Source organism: Flavobacterium orientale (assembly GCF_014638005.1).
GTDB classification, from domain to species: Bacteria; Bacteroidota; Bacteroidia; order Flavobacteriales; family Flavobacteriaceae; genus Flavobacterium; species Flavobacterium orientale.
In genome coordinates, this window is the sequence record NZ_BMFG01000001.1 from 196609 (window position 1) to 212397 (window position 15789).

Annotated in this window: 15 protein-coding genes; 8 read left to right on the top strand and 7 right to left on the bottom strand. The window is 33.9% G+C overall.

Annotated features, from left to right (window positions below):
* Nucleotides 1-117: 117 nt before the first annotated feature.
* Nucleotides 118-447, bottom strand: a complete 330-nt coding sequence (locus IEV15_RS00915; RefSeq protein WP_188360611.1) for a MerR family transcriptional regulator — start codon at nucleotides 445-447, stop codon at nucleotides 118-120.
* Nucleotides 447-1427, bottom strand: a complete 981-nt coding sequence (locus IEV15_RS00920; protein ID WP_188360612.1) for a M23 family metallopeptidase — start codon at nucleotides 1425-1427, stop codon at nucleotides 447-449. The genes IEV15_RS00915 and IEV15_RS00920 overlap by 1 nt, the downstream gene beginning before the upstream one ends.
* 180 nt (nucleotides 1428-1607) lie before the next feature.
* Between IEV15_RS00920 and alaS the strand changes: the two genes are divergently transcribed.
* From alaS to IEV15_RS00955, 7 genes are all read left to right on the top strand, one after another.
* Nucleotides 1608-4280, top strand: a complete 2673-nt coding sequence (alaS, locus tag IEV15_RS00925; RefSeq protein ID WP_188360613.1) for an alanine--tRNA ligase — start codon at nucleotides 1608-1610, stop codon at nucleotides 4278-4280.
* A 7-nt stretch (nucleotides 4281-4287) separates the two neighbouring features.
* Entirely contained in the window at nucleotides 4288-5241 is a 954-nt protein-coding gene (locus IEV15_RS00930; RefSeq protein WP_188360614.1) for a GSCFA domain-containing protein, read from the top strand.
* Nucleotides 5242-5352: 111 nt separating this feature from the next.
* Nucleotides 5353-5883, top strand: a complete 531-nt coding sequence (locus tag IEV15_RS00935) for a DUF6252 domain-containing protein (protein ID WP_188360615.1) — start codon at nucleotides 5353-5355, stop codon at nucleotides 5881-5883.
* 276 nt (nucleotides 5884-6159) lie between these two features.
* Nucleotides 6160-8124, top strand: coding sequence for a tetratricopeptide repeat-containing sensor histidine kinase (locus IEV15_RS00940; RefSeq protein WP_188360616.1), 1965 nt, complete (start codon nucleotides 6160-6162; stop codon nucleotides 8122-8124).
* Between the two features lie 131 nt (nucleotides 8125-8255).
* Nucleotides 8256-8447, top strand: a complete 192-nt coding sequence (locus IEV15_RS00945; RefSeq protein WP_188360617.1) for a hypothetical protein — start codon at nucleotides 8256-8258, stop codon at nucleotides 8445-8447.
* A gap of 6 nt (nucleotides 8448-8453) precedes the next feature.
* Nucleotides 8454-9104: a response regulator gene (locus IEV15_RS00950; RefSeq protein WP_188360618.1), complete on the top strand. Its 651-nt coding sequence runs from the start codon at nucleotides 8454-8456 to the stop codon at nucleotides 9102-9104.
* 29 nt (nucleotides 9105-9133) lie between these two features.
* Nucleotides 9134-9826 (top strand): DUF4230 domain-containing protein, encoded by a 693-nt coding sequence (locus IEV15_RS00955; protein ID WP_188360619.1) that lies wholly within the window; start codon nucleotides 9134-9136, stop codon nucleotides 9824-9826.
* Between the two features lie 32 nt (nucleotides 9827-9858).
* On the opposite strand, the gene IEV15_RS00960 is transcribed toward IEV15_RS00955, so the two are convergent.
* The 5 genes from IEV15_RS00960 to IEV15_RS00980 form a co-directional block, all read right to left on the bottom strand.
* Nucleotides 9859-10167, bottom strand: coding sequence for a rhodanese-like domain-containing protein (locus tag IEV15_RS00960; RefSeq protein ID WP_188360620.1), 309 nt, complete (start codon nucleotides 10165-10167; stop codon nucleotides 9859-9861).
* Between the two features lie 79 nt (nucleotides 10168-10246).
* Entirely contained in the window at nucleotides 10247-12004 is a 1758-nt protein-coding gene (locus IEV15_RS00965) for an aromatic amino acid hydroxylase (RefSeq protein ID WP_188360621.1), read from the bottom strand.
* 548 nt (nucleotides 12005-12552) lie between these two features.
* On the bottom strand, nucleotides 12553-13083 hold the full coding sequence (locus IEV15_RS00970) for a DUF4136 domain-containing protein (RefSeq protein WP_188360622.1): 531 nt from the start codon (nucleotides 13081-13083) through the stop codon (nucleotides 12553-12555).
* 92 nt (nucleotides 13084-13175) lie between these two features.
* Nucleotides 13176-15161 carry a urocanate hydratase gene (hutU, locus tag IEV15_RS00975; RefSeq protein ID WP_188360623.1) on the bottom strand — a complete coding sequence of 662 codons (1986 nt, stop codon included), beginning with the start codon at nucleotides 15159-15161 and terminating at the stop codon, nucleotides 13176-13178.
* 53 nt (nucleotides 15162-15214) lie between these two features.
* Nucleotides 15215-15391: a C1orf53 family protein gene (locus tag IEV15_RS00980; protein WP_188360624.1), complete on the bottom strand. Its 177-nt coding sequence runs from the start codon at nucleotides 15389-15391 to the stop codon at nucleotides 15215-15217.
* 28 nt (nucleotides 15392-15419) lie between these two features.
* Between IEV15_RS00980 and IEV15_RS00985 the strand changes: the two genes are divergently transcribed.
* Complete coding sequence (locus IEV15_RS00985) at nucleotides 15420-15755, top strand: hypothetical protein (RefSeq protein WP_188360625.1); 336 nt, start codon at nucleotides 15420-15422, stop codon at nucleotides 15753-15755.
* Nucleotides 15756-15789 lie beyond the last annotated feature (34 nt).

Genomic DNA, 15789 nt, shown 5'->3' on the forward strand with positions numbered 1-15789 from the left:
TTGATGTTGCGTTACTGAAAACCTGAGTTTCTTAGCAACTGAGTTTGTTTTTAATTATTTATTCTGTTTTTAAAACTTTTATTTAAAAGACCTTTTACCGGTCACCAATCACCATTTTTAAAGTCCTTCTTTAATTTGCATTAGTTGAGCTTTGATTCCCTCTAATTTAGAGATAATTTCATATTTGTCTAACGTTTTCTTTTGTCCTTCTTTCAAATGGATTTTTGCTCCATCCAAAGTAAAACCTCTTTCTTTTACCAAATGAAAAATCAATTGTAGATTTTTGACATCTTCCGGCGTAAACATTCTGTTTCCTTTGGCATTTTTCTTTGGTTTTAAAATGTCAAATTCTTTATCCCAAAAGCGAATTAACGATGCGTTTACGTCAAATGCTTTGGCCAGTTCGCCAATGCTGTAATATCTTTTTTCTGGTAAGTTTAAATGCATTAGTCGAGAGCTTGGTTTTCTTGGTTAGCAATTTTGGAAATAGCAATATATTCTTGAGCGGAAATACTTCCGTAGTAAAAGTTAATCGGGTTGATAGGTTCGCCGTCTTTGTGCACTTCATAATGAAGGTGAGGAGCCTCACTACGTCCGGTGCTTCCAACTAAACCAATGATGTCACCTCGTTTCACTTTTTGTCCGGCTCTCACTTTAAATTTGCTCAAATGAGCATAAAAAGACTCATAGCCATAACCATGTCTGATAACTATTAAGTTACCATAACCCGACAATGAATTGTCAGCTCGTTCTACAACTCCATCACCACTGGCATAAATTGGAGTTCCGGTTTTAGCAGTAAAATCCATTCCGTAATGGAATTTCCTAATTTTGGTAAACGGGTCATTTCGATAACCAAAACCGGAAGCCACCCGAGTTAAATCTTCATTTTTAACCGGTTGAATTGCCGGAATAGCGGCTAGTAATTTTTCTTTATCTTTTGCTAATCGTAAAATTTCATCTAATGATTTTGATTGTATGGCAAGTTGCTTAGAAAGCATATCCACTCTTTTTGTCGTGTTGATGACCAATTCAGAATTATTATAACCTTCCAATTCTTTGTAGCGGTTTATTCCGCCAAATCCCGCTTTGCGTTGTTCGTTTGGAATAGGAGAGGAGTTAAAATAGACGCGATATAAGTTGTTGTCTCTTTCTTCAATGCTTTCAATCACTTCGTCCAGTTGACTCATTTTTTTATTTAAAATAGCATACCGCAATTTTAAGTTTTCAATTTCTCGAGCTTGCAAACGGTCTTTTGGCGTTTCAAAATAAGGCGTGTTGATTAAAAGTACAAAACATAAAAAACCAAATAGAGCTGCAGAAACTAAAAACAATGTTATATAGCCGAGTCTTCGGCCCTTTTTCGGACTGATTTTTTTATAAGCTAAACTTTCGGTATCGTAATAATACTTTACTTTCTTCGACATTTCTTAAATTATACTATTTTTGTGCTTTCAAAATGGATTAGACGAACAAATTTAAGAAATGTTTCATTCTAATACTAATTTTAATTTTTTTAGGTTTGAATAAGTAACAAACGATAGAAACTATTCTAAATTGTAGTAAAATTCCAAAATTTTGAATCGTAAACATTGAATTTATTTTAAATGAAATCACAAGATATCCGCAAGCAGTTTCTGCAATTTTTTGAAAGTAAAGGACATTTAATCGTTCCTTCGGCTCCTATTGTTCTGAAAGATGATCCAACCTTGATGTTTAACAACTCAGGAATGGCTCAATTTAAAGAATATTTTTTAGGAAATGCCGAGCCTAAAAGCAAGCGAATTGCCGATACTCAAAAATGTTTGCGAGTTTCCGGGAAGCATAACGATTTGGAAGATGTTGGGTTTGATACCTATCATCACACCATGTTTGAAATGCTTGGCAACTGGTCATTTGGTGATTATTTTAAAAAAGATGCCATCAATTGGGCTTGGGAATTGTTGACCGAAGTTTATAAAATTCCCAAAGAAAATTTATATGTTTCTGTGTTTGAAGGAAATCCCGAAGAAAATGTGCCTTTTGACCAAGAAGCTTGGGATATTTGGAAGGAATTGATTGATGAAGACCGAATTATTCTAGGAAATAAAAAAGATAATTTTTGGGAAATGGGCGATCAAGGACCGTGCGGACCTTGTTCTGAAATTCACGTTGATTTGCGTTCGGAAGAAGAAAAAGCAACCGTTTCCGGAAAGAGTTTGGTGAATAACGACCATCCTCAAGTGGTGGAAATCTGGAACAACGTTTTTATGGAATTCAATCGTAAAGCCGATGGTTCGTTAGAAAAATTACCCGCTCAACATGTAGATACCGGAATGGGATTTGAACGTTTGTGTATGGCTTTGCAAGGAAAAACATCCAATTATGATACCGATGTTTTTTCGCCTTTAATTGAAAAAGTTGAACAACTTACTAGTTTGAAATATACTTCTAACGAAGTTGCAACTATATCAGAAGAACAAAACAAAACCAATATTGCTATTCGTGTAATTGTAGATCACGTTCGTGCTGTTGCTTTTGCAATTGCAGATGGACAATTGCCTTCTAATACCGGAGCCGGTTATGTGATTCGTAGAATCTTGCGTCGGGCGGTTCGTTATGGATTTACATTTTTAAATAAAAAAGAGCCTTTTATTTATGAATTGGTTGCTGTTTTATCCAATCAAATGGGCGAGTTTTTCCCAGAGATTAAAATTCAAAAACAATTTATTGAAAATGTAATTAAAGAAGAGGAACAATCGTTTTTACGAACAATTGCTGCAGGTTTGTTGATTTTAGAAAGCTTAATGCAAGAAGTAAAGATTTATCAAGAATTAAGTGATAAAAATGTCAAACCAATCATTTCGGGAAAGAATGCTTTTGATTTATATGATACCTATGGCTTTCCAATTGACTTAACTGAATTAATAGCAAAAGAGAAAGGTTTTGAAATTGATTTGGCAGGCTTTTATAGCGAAATGCAAAAGCAAAAAACACGTTCCCGTGCCGCTTCTGAAGTTTCAACCGAAGATTGGTCAGTTTTAATTCCAGGAAATGTTGAAACATTCGTTGGTTACGACAAAACCGAAAATGAAGTAAAAATCACTCGAATTCGAAAAGTAAATTCAAAAAAAGACGGAATTTTATACCAAATCGTTTTAGATAATACACCATTTTATCCCGAAGGTGGAGGGCAAGTGGGCGATACAGGTATTTTAGAATGGGATAGTCAATCTGTATTGATTTTAGATACGAAAAAGGAGAATAATTTAATAATGCATTTGACTCATTCTTTACCTGACGAAGATGATTTAAAAGGAACATTCAAAGCTAAAGTGAATGAAGTTGCAAGGTTAAAATCATCCAAAAATCACTCCGCTACACACTTGATGCATTTGGCTTTGAGAACAATTTTAGGGAAGCACGTGGAGCAAAAAGGTTCATTAGTGAATCCGAATTATTTGCGTTTTGACTTTTCGCATTTTTCGAAAGTTTCTGATGAAGAAATCAAGCAAGTGGAAGACTTCGTAAACCAACGCATTGAAGAGCAACTGCAATTGGTTGAACACAGAAATATTCCAATTCAGCAAGCGATGGAACAAGGTGCAATGGCTTTGTTTGGCGAAAAATATGGCGATTCTGTTCGTATGATTGAATTTGGCGATAGCAAAGAATTATGTGGTGGCATTCACGTGAAAAATACAGCCGATATTTGGCATTTCAAAATTATTTCTGAAGGAGCTGTAGCAGCGGGAATTCGTCGAATTGAAGCGATTACCGGTGATGCCGTAAAAGACTTCTACAAAAATCAAGAAAATACATTAGTTGAACTAAAAGAAATGTTGAAAAATCCGCAAGATATTTTAAAATCCGTGGTTTCTTTACAAGATGATAATGCCAAATTGAAAAAGCAAATTGAGCAATTGTTGCGTGAAAAAGCAAAAAACTTAAAAGGTGAATTAGCTTCAGAATTACAAGAAGTTAACGGCATAAAATTCTTAGCCAAACAAGTCGATTTGAATCCGGAAGGTGCAAAAGATTTGGCGTATGAATTAGGTAATTTAGGCAATAATTTATTTTTAGTTTTGGCTACAGCCGATGAAAATAAACCGATGTTAACCTGTTATATTTCTAAAGAATTAGTAGCTTCTCACAATTTAAATGCCGGACAAGTCGTTCGAGAATTAGGAAAATATATTCAAGGCGGCGGCGGCGGACAACCATTCTTTGCAACAGCCGGTGGTAAAAATGTGGACGGAATTAAAGAGGCGTTAGCGAAGGCGGTTGAATTTATAAAATAGTTTATAAATGAATTTCAGAACTCCAATTTCCCTTTCTACAAATGATAATCAAATTGATTATACTGCCAGATTGGTGTTAATGGGTTCGTGTTTTGCTGAAAACATTTCTGAAAAATTCAGTTATTATAAATTCCGTAATTTGGTAAATCCTTTTGGTATTATTTTTAATCCGTTTTCAATTGAAAGTAGTATTGAACGAATTACTCAAAAGAACTATTTTACTGAAGATGCTATTTTTTTTCACAATGATTTATGGCATTGTTTTGAGGTGCATTCCGAATTGAGTAATGCCAATAAGGATGAATTGCTGGCAACTTTAAATGTTATAATTGATACTGCATTTCTCGAATTTCAAAATGCTACAACTTGTATCATAACTTATGGAACTTCTTGGGTTTATAGAAATAATGAATCAGGGAAAGTAGTAGCCAATTGTCATAAAGTACCTCAGAAGGAATTTTCAAAAGAATTGCTTTCTATTGCTCAAATTGAAGCCAGTATTCAAAGAAGTTGTGCTTTACTTCAAGAAATAAATCCAAATTGTCATTTTATATTCACCATTTCACCCGTTCGTCATTTAAAGGATGGTTTTGTAGAAAATCAATTGAGTAAGTCGCATTTAATTGCAGCAATTCACAACTCGCGATCCGCAACCCGCAATTCAAACTATTTTCCAAGCTACGAAATTATGATGGATGATTTGCGAGATTATCGTTTTTATGCAGAAGACATGTTGCACCCCAACCAAGTTGCGATCGATTATATTTGGACTATTTTTAAAAACACCTTTATTTCAGAGGGTTCGTTTTCTCTTATGAAAGAAATCGAAACGATTCAAAAAGCATTTTCACATCGACCTTTTAACTTACAATCTGAAGCACACCAAAAGTTTTTATCCAATTTAGAAAGAAGCATACAACAATTGCAAAAGTTGCATCCCGGATTAAACCTGACATTTTAAATTTCTAATTTACTACATTGAACTACTAAAAATACGGCAAATGCCCTATTGATTGTTTTGTAATTGTATTGCAATTTTGGTTTATAATTTTAACCAATAAAAAATACTCTTATGAAATCAATTAAACTTATCTGTGCGTTATTAATTGCCGGTTCATTTTCATTTTTTACATCATGTAGCAGTGATGACAATGGAGGTGGAGGTGGTAATGCTGCAGCGGGAACCATTAAAGCGAAAGTAGATGGGACTAATGTAACAACAATGGAAATGGTCACATTAGCTAATCAAGTTGGTACCATGTTGTCTATTCAAGGAAATACGGGAGGCACTTCCAGTAAAGCATTTGTCTTGAATGTGACCACATTTGACGGGGTTGGCACTTATGATATTGGTGGAACACTCGGTTTAGGTCAAGCTAATGCAAGTTACACCGAGTTCAATGTCAATTTATCTAATCCTGCCGCTTCCGAAACAAATATTTGGTCAGCTCCTTATACAGGTGGCGATAAAGTTGGAGAAATTAATGTTTCTGAGATTACTGCTACTCACATCAAAGGAACATTTAGTTTTTCTGCTAAAAATTCTGATGATAATAGTATGAAACAAATTACTGAAGGTTCATTTAATGTTGAACTAGACTAAAAATAGTTTTGGTGGTTTTTTTTAAACTTTCCATTCGAACTACTTCTCGTTTGGAAAGTTTTTTTATTTCATTTTATAAATTATGATACAAAATTTAATGAAGTCTCCCAAATCAACAATTGTGACTGTTTTTATTTATTTTATTGTAATAGCTGTGTTACTACTTAATATAATTTACTTAATTAGTTAATTATGTAGTAATTTTTATGAAAATTTGTCAAATTAATTGTTGTAGTTTTTGAAAAAAGTTATATTTGAGAATTAACAATCTAAATAATGAAAAATAATTTTTTCAATTTTTTGATTCTCATTTTGATTCTATCTTTTTGTGATACTTCTGCTCAAGTTATAAAGCAAGCTAAAAAGGATAGTTTACAAACAATAACCAAACAAAGCAATTCTCTTTCTAAAGTAAAACACTATTTAAATCTTTCTGATAAATTCAGTACGGTTAATCTAGACTCGTGTTTGATTTATGCTCAAAAAGCTCATGCTGAATCAAACAAGATAAAAAGTGATTCTGTTTATGCTGATGTTTATAACAATTTGGCCAATTCCTATGAATATAAAGGAATGGCAGATTCCGCATTAGTTTACCATCTCAGAGCTTTAAGCAAAAGAAAAATTCTTGGAAATCAAATCGCAATTGCTGATTCCTACAACAATCTAGGTGTGGCATATGATCAATTGGGAAAATTCAAAGAAGCACTTTATTATTATTTTAAAGCCTTAAAAATCTATGAAAATCAAAAGGATTTAACTAAAACGGCAATGGTGAATGCCAATATCGGAATTATTTATAAGCAACAGAAATCCTTTGATAAAGCCTATTTTTATTATAAAAAAGCCAATGAAATTTATGTCAATCAGCAAGATGATTTTGGCATCATGGTTACCAGCGGAAATATTGGTTCTGTTTTGATAGATTTGAAACGTTTCGAAGAATCAATTTCCTATTCTGAAAAGGCACAAGAGGGATATGAGAAATTAAAATATGATCGATATGTGCCCTATTCTATTTCAAATATTGGAATTGCTTATGATAGTTTGAAGCAATTTGAACAAGCAGAAAAAATGTATCAAAAGTCAATTGATTTACATAAAAAATATGGAAATCATTTCGAAACAGCCAATATTTTGAATGCACTTTCAACGTGTTTAATCAAACAAAAAAGATTCAAAGAAAGTATTGCATATTCTAATGAATCACTTGCCTTTATCAACAAGACCGATGCAAAAAAATTACTGGTTAGTCAACTGCAAAACTTAGCAAAAGCACATGCCGGTTTGGGTGATTTTAACACTGCTTTTTCATATTCAGAACAATACAACAAAATAAAAGATACACTTTTTGAAAATGAAAAAACCAAAGCTATTTTTGAATTAGAAACCCGTTATGAAACCGAAAAAAAGGAAAAAGATTTAGCAAATGAAAAGGTAAAAGTAACACAACGCGAATTAGAATTAAAGCGAAAAAACATGCTGCTTTATGTTGCATTTGGATTGGGATTAACCTTTCTGATAATTGGCTATTTATTGTATAAGCAACAAAAATTAAAGAACATTCAATTGAAAAAAGAAAGTGATTTAAAAGCAGCTTTAGTTAAAATTGAAACACAAAACAAACTACAGGAACAACGACTTCAAATTTCGCGAGATTTGCATGATAATATAGGTTCGCAACTTACATTTATAATTTCTTCTATTGATAATTTAAAATATTTTGATTTAGCAAAAGAGAAACTTAATTTGAAATTTGATTCCATTAGTGGTTTTACAAAAAATACGATTATCGAGTTGCGAGATACTATTTGGGCGATGAATAAAAATGCAATTACCGTTGAGGATTTGCAAATCAGAATAGCCAATTTTATTGAGAATGCACAATTAGCTACTAACGGCATTTCATTTGATTTTGTAAAAGGAACTACAGGTAATACAGATAACATTTTTTCATCTGTTGAAGGGATGAATATTTACAGAATCATTCAAGAAGCAATTAATAATGCTGTTAAATATGCTAATGCAACCCATATAGAAGTGACATTTTCTCAAGAAGAATCAGGTTATACATTTGTGATTTCTGACAATGGAGTTGGTTTTTCAGAATCTGAAATTCAACATGGAAACGGATTGAATAACATGAAAAAAAGAGCCTTAGATTTACATGCCAATTTAATGATTACATCTAAAACAAACGAGGGAACGAAGGTGACTTTAAAAAAACAACAAACAGAATAGGGCAGTTGTCGTATTGCATTGTGTTGATTTTGAAATTACTTTTAAAGACTTTATCGGATTTAATTATGAGTTTAGTTTTTGTGTTTTTTAGTTTACTAATTGGGTTCATTTTAATACTTAATCATTTTAAAATGAAACAAAGTATGAAACATCATGATTTAAAAATAATTTCTATTCAAAATTCGATTATTGATGAAAAAAACAAAGCATTTGAATTGATAATTGAAAACAATAAAGCAAATACCAGTGATACTATCGTAAATGATATGTTTAGCTCAATTCAATTAAAATTAGAATTATTACACGCTCTTTCTAATAAATAAAAGTCAATGAAAATTAAAATAGCCATAGTAGATGACAATAGTTTTTTGATTAAAGCTGTTGAAGAAAAATTGTCTTTTTTTGATACTATTCAGGTTAAGTATTCTGCTTTAAATGGAGCTGAATTATTAACAAAATTAGATGCCAATCACAATATTGATTTGTTATTGATGGATATTGATATGCCTATTTTGAATGGAATTGAAGCAACTGCACTTGTTAAGCAAAAGTACCCTCATATCAAAGTGATAATGCTGACTGTTTTTGATAATGATGAAAATATATTTAATGCTATCAAAGCCGGAGCCGATGGTTATTTACTGAAAGAAGTAAACCCCGCCGATTTGCATCAAGGTATTTTGGATACTTTGAATGGAGGAGCCGCAATGAACCCGTCGATTGCCTTAAAAACCCTCAAGTTGTTGCGAAATCCTGAAGATTTTAATTTTAAGGAAGAACAAACAGATATAAAATTATCTACCCGTGAAATTGAGGTTTTAGAACAACTAAGCAAAGGATTAAATTACAATCAAATTGCCGATAATCTATTTCTATCTCCTTCAACAGTCAGAAAACACATTGAAAATATCTATTCCAAATTGCAAGTTCACAGCAAATTAGAGGCGATTCAAAAAGCTCAAAGTAATAAATTGATTTAACTTTTTTACCTTCGTAGCAAAATAACACAATGGCTACCCGAAGAAATCAATCTACAGAAACTCAAATAAAGAATGTTTTAGTGCCAATAATTCAAGCAATAGGAAGATCAGGCAAGCTGATTTACATTCTTATTTTTGGTGTTTTGTTTTATTTGGCCTATCAATTTTTTACTAGTGACAGAAGTTCTTCGACTTTGGAATATAACTCCTCTTTGATTGAAAAGCAGCTAAAAAATGTTTCCAAGTTGGTGGTTACTGAAGGTCATTATTCTCAAGTGATGACCTATAAAGACCAAAAAAACTATTTTATGAATTTGGTTTCTTTTGATAAAAAAGCTTTGATGGTTGTGAATGCAGATGTTACAATTTCCTATGATTTAAGTAAAGTTACTTATGATATTGACGAAAAAAATAAATCCATTACAATAAAAAATATACCGGAAGCTGAAATGAAAATCAATCCTGATATTCATTTTTACAGTATTGATGAAAGTATGTTTAATCCGTTTGGAACTTCCGATTACAATAAAATCAGAACCAAAGTAAAAGCGGAGCTCGTCAAAAAAATGGAAAAATCCAGCTTGAAAAAAAATGCTGAAAATCGCTTGATAAGTGAGCTTTCAAAGATTTTGATCTTGACTAACACAATGGGATGGACATTAAAGTATAACGGCGAAGTTATTATTACAGAAACTGCCTTATCAACCAAAATAAAAACATAAAAAAAAGCCCTGAAAAGAGCTTTTAAAATATATTATAACTTATTTTCAAGGCTTTGCCAACCGCCTCCGTTAATCACATCGATTCCGTTATTTTTTAAAATGGATGCCGCTTGACTGCTTCGCATACCGCTTTGACAACAAACAATAACCGGTTTGTTTAGTTTTTTAATATCACTAATTTTAGAGGACAAACTTGACAACGGATAATTTTTTGAGCCACTGATATGTCCTTGCTTAAATTCTTCTGTTGTTCTAACGTCAATAATTATTGCCCCTTTTGATTTAAACTCTTGAATAGCATCGTTTTTTGATCCTAAACCTAATAATTCTAATAATCCCATGGTTTTAAATTTTAATGAGACAAAGATAGATAGGGTTAATAAATAGCACAGTTACAAATGTTACAAATCTAAATAGCAATTAAACAGCTTGTGATTCAAAAATTAATTCAAGTCCATCGTTAATCAAATTCGAAACTTGAGGGCGTTGCGTTTTTACTTTTTCCAAATGAATAATAACCTGTTCCAGCAAAGCTTGGTCGTTTGTTTTATGAGCTAATTCAATGATTTCAAGAGAAAGCAACCAATCGTTTGGATGGTTTTGTTTTAGCATTTCAAATGTTTTTTCAATGGACATTAGTGCTGTTTTGTTGTTTCTAACTTGGCGAATGTTTAAATATAATTGTTCTAATTCTTCACGCTCAGGAGATTTTTTTGCTTTAATGGTATGACTTGATGGTACATGATCAATCATGTCAAAACTATTTACATCGGCAGGACCTGAAAAAGCCGAGATTACTTTTTTACCAACGGCCATGTCATAAATACCCCATTCCGGTTGAAATAAAACGGTGTCATTGTGTTTTACCGTACAGTTTTTAAAACTAATCAGTATGATTTCACCTTGTAAATTTCTTGAGCCTGTAATTATCTCTCCGGAAACAGTAATGTTCCCTTCAAATTCTAAAGTAACTTTTTCTGCTTCATAAATATCATAAGCTCTCAAATCTCTTGGACTCATGTCTTCAATGGCAAGATTAATCCCTTTTAACATGCCAATAGGGCTTCCAAATCCATCTTTATGTGAATTTGTGCCGTGACCTACTAATTCTTTGTTTCGGTAGGATAGAGCCGTTTCTCCGGTTGTTTGAATGTAAATGGATTTTCCGTTATGTTCAATTACGTTGGTGAACACACCTGAAATTTGCAATCCTGTGCTCAGCTCAATGGTTCCTAACGTTTTCGAATCGATCAGTTTTTGAACACCTTTTGGGCCACCGGTTCGTATCGCCATTGTATTGGCAAATTCTTCTAGAACAAGACTCAAATGAGCAAAATCAGGAGTTACATAAAGTTGTGGTTGTGGTTGCGTAATGTCAAAACTTTGGTCTGCAGCCGAAATATCGTAGGGTATTTTTTTTACTTGGTCGGTCATACACCAAGCACTTTCTCCAATCGATGATAAAAGTCCTGCTCCATAAATCTTTGGGTTTTCGGGTGTGCCAATTAAGCCGTATTCTACAGTCCACCAATGTAAATTTCGGATACGTGACATTTCTGAAAGTTCACCCATGTTATTTTGTAAATAAGCCACTTGGTCTTCGGCTTTTTGAATTTCATCTTCAGGAGTGCCTTCTGCTTCTTTTAAGATGGATAGCAAGCGGATGGCTTCATACATTTCGTAATCACGTGACGATGAAATGGCTTTGCAGCCAATTTCTCCAAATCGACGTAAATATTCAGCATATTCGGGATTGGCAATAATAGGAGCGTGGCCGGCACCTTCATGAATGATGTCCGGTGCTGGGGTGTATTCAATATGTTCTAATTGTCTGATGTCGCTGGCAATAACCAAAACGTTATAAGCCTGAAATTCCATAAAAGCATTTGGTGGAATAAATCCATCAACGGCAACAGCAGCCCATCCTATTTCTTTTAGGATGCGGTTCATGCCATACATGTTAGGGATGTTATCTACTTCTAGTCCGGTTTTTTTTAATCCGTCTAAGTAGGATTCGTGTGCTACTTTTGAAAGATAGTCCACATTTTTCCGCATAACATACCTCCAAACCGCTTGATTGATTGGTGTGTAATCTTCATAAACCTGAGGTTTTATGAACTGTTTTAGATGTTTTGGAAGTCTGTCTATCAGTGGGTTGCTTTCAAAATGGGTTTCCATACCGTTTGTTTGTTGATGTCTTGTAAAGGTAAAAAACTTTAGTGTCACTGCAATCAAACCGGAATAAGTTTAACTTATTTTAGTATTTGTGTTGTTTTTTGAAGTTTTTAAATTTTTTTTTGATTCTGAATAGGAAGGAATAAAAATGATGTTTTTAATGCATTTTTCATACACTATCTATGCTTTATCTATGCTTTATCTATGCTTTTGACCTGTCCCTGACCCGTCCTAAAATAACTATACAGGTTATTAAATAAATCCTATTATAGTTATACAACTGTATAATACTTTCGGTTTGTATTGTGTTATTTTCTTCTGTCTCTAAATTATGGTATTTGTTAAAATCTGTCACCTTTAGTGCTTTATTCTTGCTTTATTTAGGCATTATACATGCTTTAATCCTATCGTTGACCTGTCTTAGCGTGGTAAATGACCCTTCTAAATGACTATACAGATTATTTAATAAATCCTTTAATAGAGCTTTGAATATTATAAAAAAAACCACAGGGTTGCTGTGGTTTTAGTTTTTCAATTCTATTTCTTGACTTTTATTTTTTCGGTGGATATTGTGCTAAAATTTTAGTTACAAATTCTTTAATTCGTTCGTCTTTTTTGTTGGTGTTTTGTGTTAAAACTCCCGAACCTTCGCCTTGCCAAACCAGTTCATTTTTTTTGGTATCGATTATATCGATGTAAAGGGTTCCTTCGTTAACGGTGCTAACAGAGGTTCTACCTCCCCACATCCAAGGGTCAAATCCCCAACCCCAGCCCCAACCCCAGCCAAAGTTGTTGTTCCAAACATCAACCCGTTTGTTGTCTTTGGTGAAGATGCTGATTAATACATCCGGATTTTCGCTTTTAGCGAATCCTTTTGCGAGTAATTCTTCATCAATTGCTTTTAGTATTCTTTTTTTATCCAGATCAGAAATTTCCACTTTGTCAATACTTGGTTTGTGATAAGCAAAAGTTTTGTATTGTTCAAAAGGTGCGGTTTTGTCGAAATCTGAAGCTACTCTCACGGAGCTACACGAAGCTAGGGCAAAGAGTAGAAGAAAGGGAATGAGTTTCATTGTTTTCATCGTATTTTTTGTTTAATCGTTTAACTGTTTAATCGTTTGATTAGTTGGGATTTGATTAAACAAGGTTCAACAATTTTAAACAAAATCAAATTTTAAACCCTTTTAAACAAATCATCATCTACTACATTAGGGATGGTAACTTTTAATAAAGGTTGCGTTTCCATGGCTCTTTTTATTGCAAAGATGGCTCCTTCGTTTCTGGCCCAATTTCTTCGGGCTATTCCATTGTTTACATCCCAAAACAACATGGCTTTTAACCGTCTGTCGCTGTCACTACTACCATCAAGAACCATTCCAAATCCTCCATTTATAACTTCGCCCCATCCAACACCACCACCGTTATGGATTGATACCCAGGTAGCTCCGCGGAAACTGTCGCCAATCACATTATGAATGGCCATGTCTGCCGTAAAACTAGAGCCGTCATATATGTTGGACGTTTCCCGATAGGGTGAATCGGTTCCGGAAACATCGTGGTGGTCTCTACCTAAAATAATATAGCCAATTTCATTGTTTGCAATGGCTTTATTGAACGCTTCCGCAATTTTCATTCGTCCTTCTGCGTCGGCATATAAAATTCGGGCTTGTGAACCCACAACCAATTTATTTTTTTGGGCTTCTTGAATCCATTTGATGTTGTCCTGCATTTGTTGTTGGATTTCGATCGGAGCTTTTTTAGTCATTTCTTCCAATACTTCACAAGCTATTTGGTCTGTTTTGGCTAAATCTTCCGGATTTCCACTAGCACAAACCCAACGGAAAGGACCGAATCCGTAATCGAAACACATCGGTCCCATGATGTCTTGCACATAACTTGGGTATTTGAAATGAATGCCATCTAATGCCATAACATCGGCTCCTGCTCGAGAAGCTTCTAATAAAAAGGCATTTCCATAATCAAAGAAATAGGTGCCTTTTGCGGTATGTTTGTTGACTGCTGCTGCATGACGAATCAATGTTTCTTTTACTTTAGTTTTGAACAATTCGGGATTGTTGGCCATCATTTCGTTTGATGCTTCAAACGATTGTCCTACCGGATAGTAACCACCAGCCCAAGGATTGTGAAGTGATGTTTGGTCAGAACCTAAGTCAATATGAATGTTTTCTGTGTCAAAACGTTCCCAAACGTCTACGATATTGCCAAGGTAGGCGATAGAAACAACTTCTTTAGCAACTTGAGCTTTTCGAACACGTACGACTAAATCATCTACGTTTTCAATTACTTCATTGATCCAACCTTGTGAATGACGAATATGTGTAATTTTCGGATTTACTTCTGCACAAACCGTAATACAACCCGCTATGTTTCCTGCTTTGGGTTGAGCTCCACTCATGCCGCCTAAACCCGAGGTTACAAAAAGGGCACCTGCGGGTTCTTTTTTAATTTTTCTAAATCCGTTTAAAACCGTAATGGTTGTTCCGTGAACAATACCTTGCGGTCCAATATACATATAGCTTCCCGCTGTCATTTGACCGTATTGCGAAACGCCTAACGCATTCATTTTTTCCCAGTCATCCGGTTTTGAATAATTTGGAATAACCATACCGTTCGTTACCACAACTCTTGGAGCCTCTTTGTGTGATGGAAACAATCCCATCGGATGACCGGAATACATTACCAAGGTCTGTTCGTCTGTCATTTCAGACAAGTATTTCATGGTTAACAGGTATTGTGCCCAATTTTGAAACACAGCACCATTTCCACCATAGGTAATTAATTCATGCGGATGTTGAGCCACAGCATAATCCAAATTGTTTTGAATCATTAGCATAATGGCTTTTGCTTGCTCGCTTTTTCCCGGATATTCTGAAATGGGTTTTGCATACATGCGATAGTCCGGTCTGAAACGGTACATGTAAATCCGACCATATTTTTCTAATTCTTCTTTAAATTCAGGTAGTAGCGTTGCGTGGTGTTTTGCTTCGAAATAGCGTAATGCATTTTTTAAAGCCAGTTTTTTTTCCTCTTCAGAAAGAATTTCTTTTCGCTTTGGAGCGTGGTTTATTTCAGTATCGTATGGTTTTATTGCCGGAAGTTCGTTAGGAATACCTTGTTTAATTTGTTCTTTGAATGTCATTTTTTTTCTGTTGTAAGTTGTCTGTTGTCTGTTGTCTGTTGTCTGTTTTCTGATTACTTTTTAATCGCACCTGTTTTTTTATCATAGCCATAGGGACAATGACGGCAGCCGCTTTTGCAGCAATAGCCTCGTTTTAAATGGTGTTTTTCGGTGAAACATTTATACCCTTCAGGGGTGTAATAAAAATCTTCACCTTCGATTAATTTATTTTCAGAATTTGGTGTATTCATAGCTACAAAATTAGCAACTTTGCAACAAATGATTGTAGTAGTTTTTAAATATTTAACCCCAAAGCGTTTTCGAGGCATTACGCTTTTTCCTTTTGTGGTGTTAAAAAGCAAATTAGATAAGCAAAATTTGGTTTTGCTGCATCATGAACGCATTCATTTGAGACAGCAACTTGAACTGTTGGTTGTGCCTTTTTTTATTTGGTATGGTATTGAATTTCTAATTCGATTGTTTCAAACCCGCTCCCGAATTAAAGCGTATCGCATGATTTCATTTGAGCAGGAAGCTTATGAAAATGAAAATGACCTCGACTATTTGAAGAAGAGGTCATTTTGGAATTTCTTAAATTACCTAAATTTTAAGTAATCCACTTACTAGTAGCCCTATTTTTTCTTATTTT

What these genes read in the sequence shown, in the direction of transcription:
- IEV15_RS00915 (WP_188360611.1), bottom strand. Translation starts at nt 447, where the DNA reads ATGCATTTAAACTTACCAGAAAAAAGATATTACAGCATTGGCGAACTG.
- IEV15_RS00920 (WP_188360612.1), bottom strand. Translation starts at nt 1,427, where the DNA reads ATGTCGAAGAAAGTAAAGTATTATTACGATACCGAAAGTTTAGCTTAT.
- alaS (WP_188360613.1), top strand. Translation starts at nt 1,608, where the DNA reads ATGAAATCACAAGATATCCGCAAGCAGTTTCTGCAATTTTTTGAAAGT.
- IEV15_RS00930 (WP_188360614.1), top strand. Translation starts at nt 4,288, where the DNA reads ATGAATTTCAGAACTCCAATTTCCCTTTCTACAAATGATAATCAAATT.
- IEV15_RS00935 (WP_188360615.1), top strand. Translation starts at nt 5,353, where the DNA reads ATGAAATCAATTAAACTTATCTGTGCGTTATTAATTGCCGGTTCATTT.
- IEV15_RS00940 (WP_188360616.1), top strand. Translation starts at nt 6,160, where the DNA reads ATGAAAAATAATTTTTTCAATTTTTTGATTCTCATTTTGATTCTATCT.
- IEV15_RS00945 (WP_188360617.1), top strand. Translation starts at nt 8,256, where the DNA reads ATGAAACAAAGTATGAAACATCATGATTTAAAAATAATTTCTATTCAA.
- IEV15_RS00950 (WP_188360618.1), top strand. Translation starts at nt 8,454, where the DNA reads ATGAAAATTAAAATAGCCATAGTAGATGACAATAGTTTTTTGATTAAA.
- IEV15_RS00955 (WP_188360619.1), top strand. Translation starts at nt 9,134, where the DNA reads ATGGCTACCCGAAGAAATCAATCTACAGAAACTCAAATAAAGAATGTT.
- IEV15_RS00960 (WP_188360620.1), bottom strand. Translation starts at nt 10,167, where the DNA reads ATGGGATTATTAGAATTATTAGGTTTAGGATCAAAAAACGATGCTATT.
- IEV15_RS00965 (WP_188360621.1), bottom strand. Translation starts at nt 12,004, where the DNA reads ATGGAAACCCATTTTGAAAGCAACCCACTGATAGACAGACTTCCAAAA.
- IEV15_RS00970 (WP_188360622.1), bottom strand. Translation starts at nt 13,083, where the DNA reads ATGAAAACAATGAAACTCATTCCCTTTCTTCTACTCTTTGCCCTAGCT.
- hutU (WP_188360623.1), bottom strand. Translation starts at nt 15,161, where the DNA reads ATGACATTCAAAGAACAAATTAAACAAGGTATTCCTAACGAACTTCCG.
- IEV15_RS00980 (WP_188360624.1), bottom strand. Translation starts at nt 15,391, where the DNA reads ATGAATACACCAAATTCTGAAAATAAATTAATCGAAGGTGAAGATTTT.
- IEV15_RS00985 (WP_188360625.1), top strand. Translation starts at nt 15,420, where the DNA reads ATGATTGTAGTAGTTTTTAAATATTTAACCCCAAAGCGTTTTCGAGGC.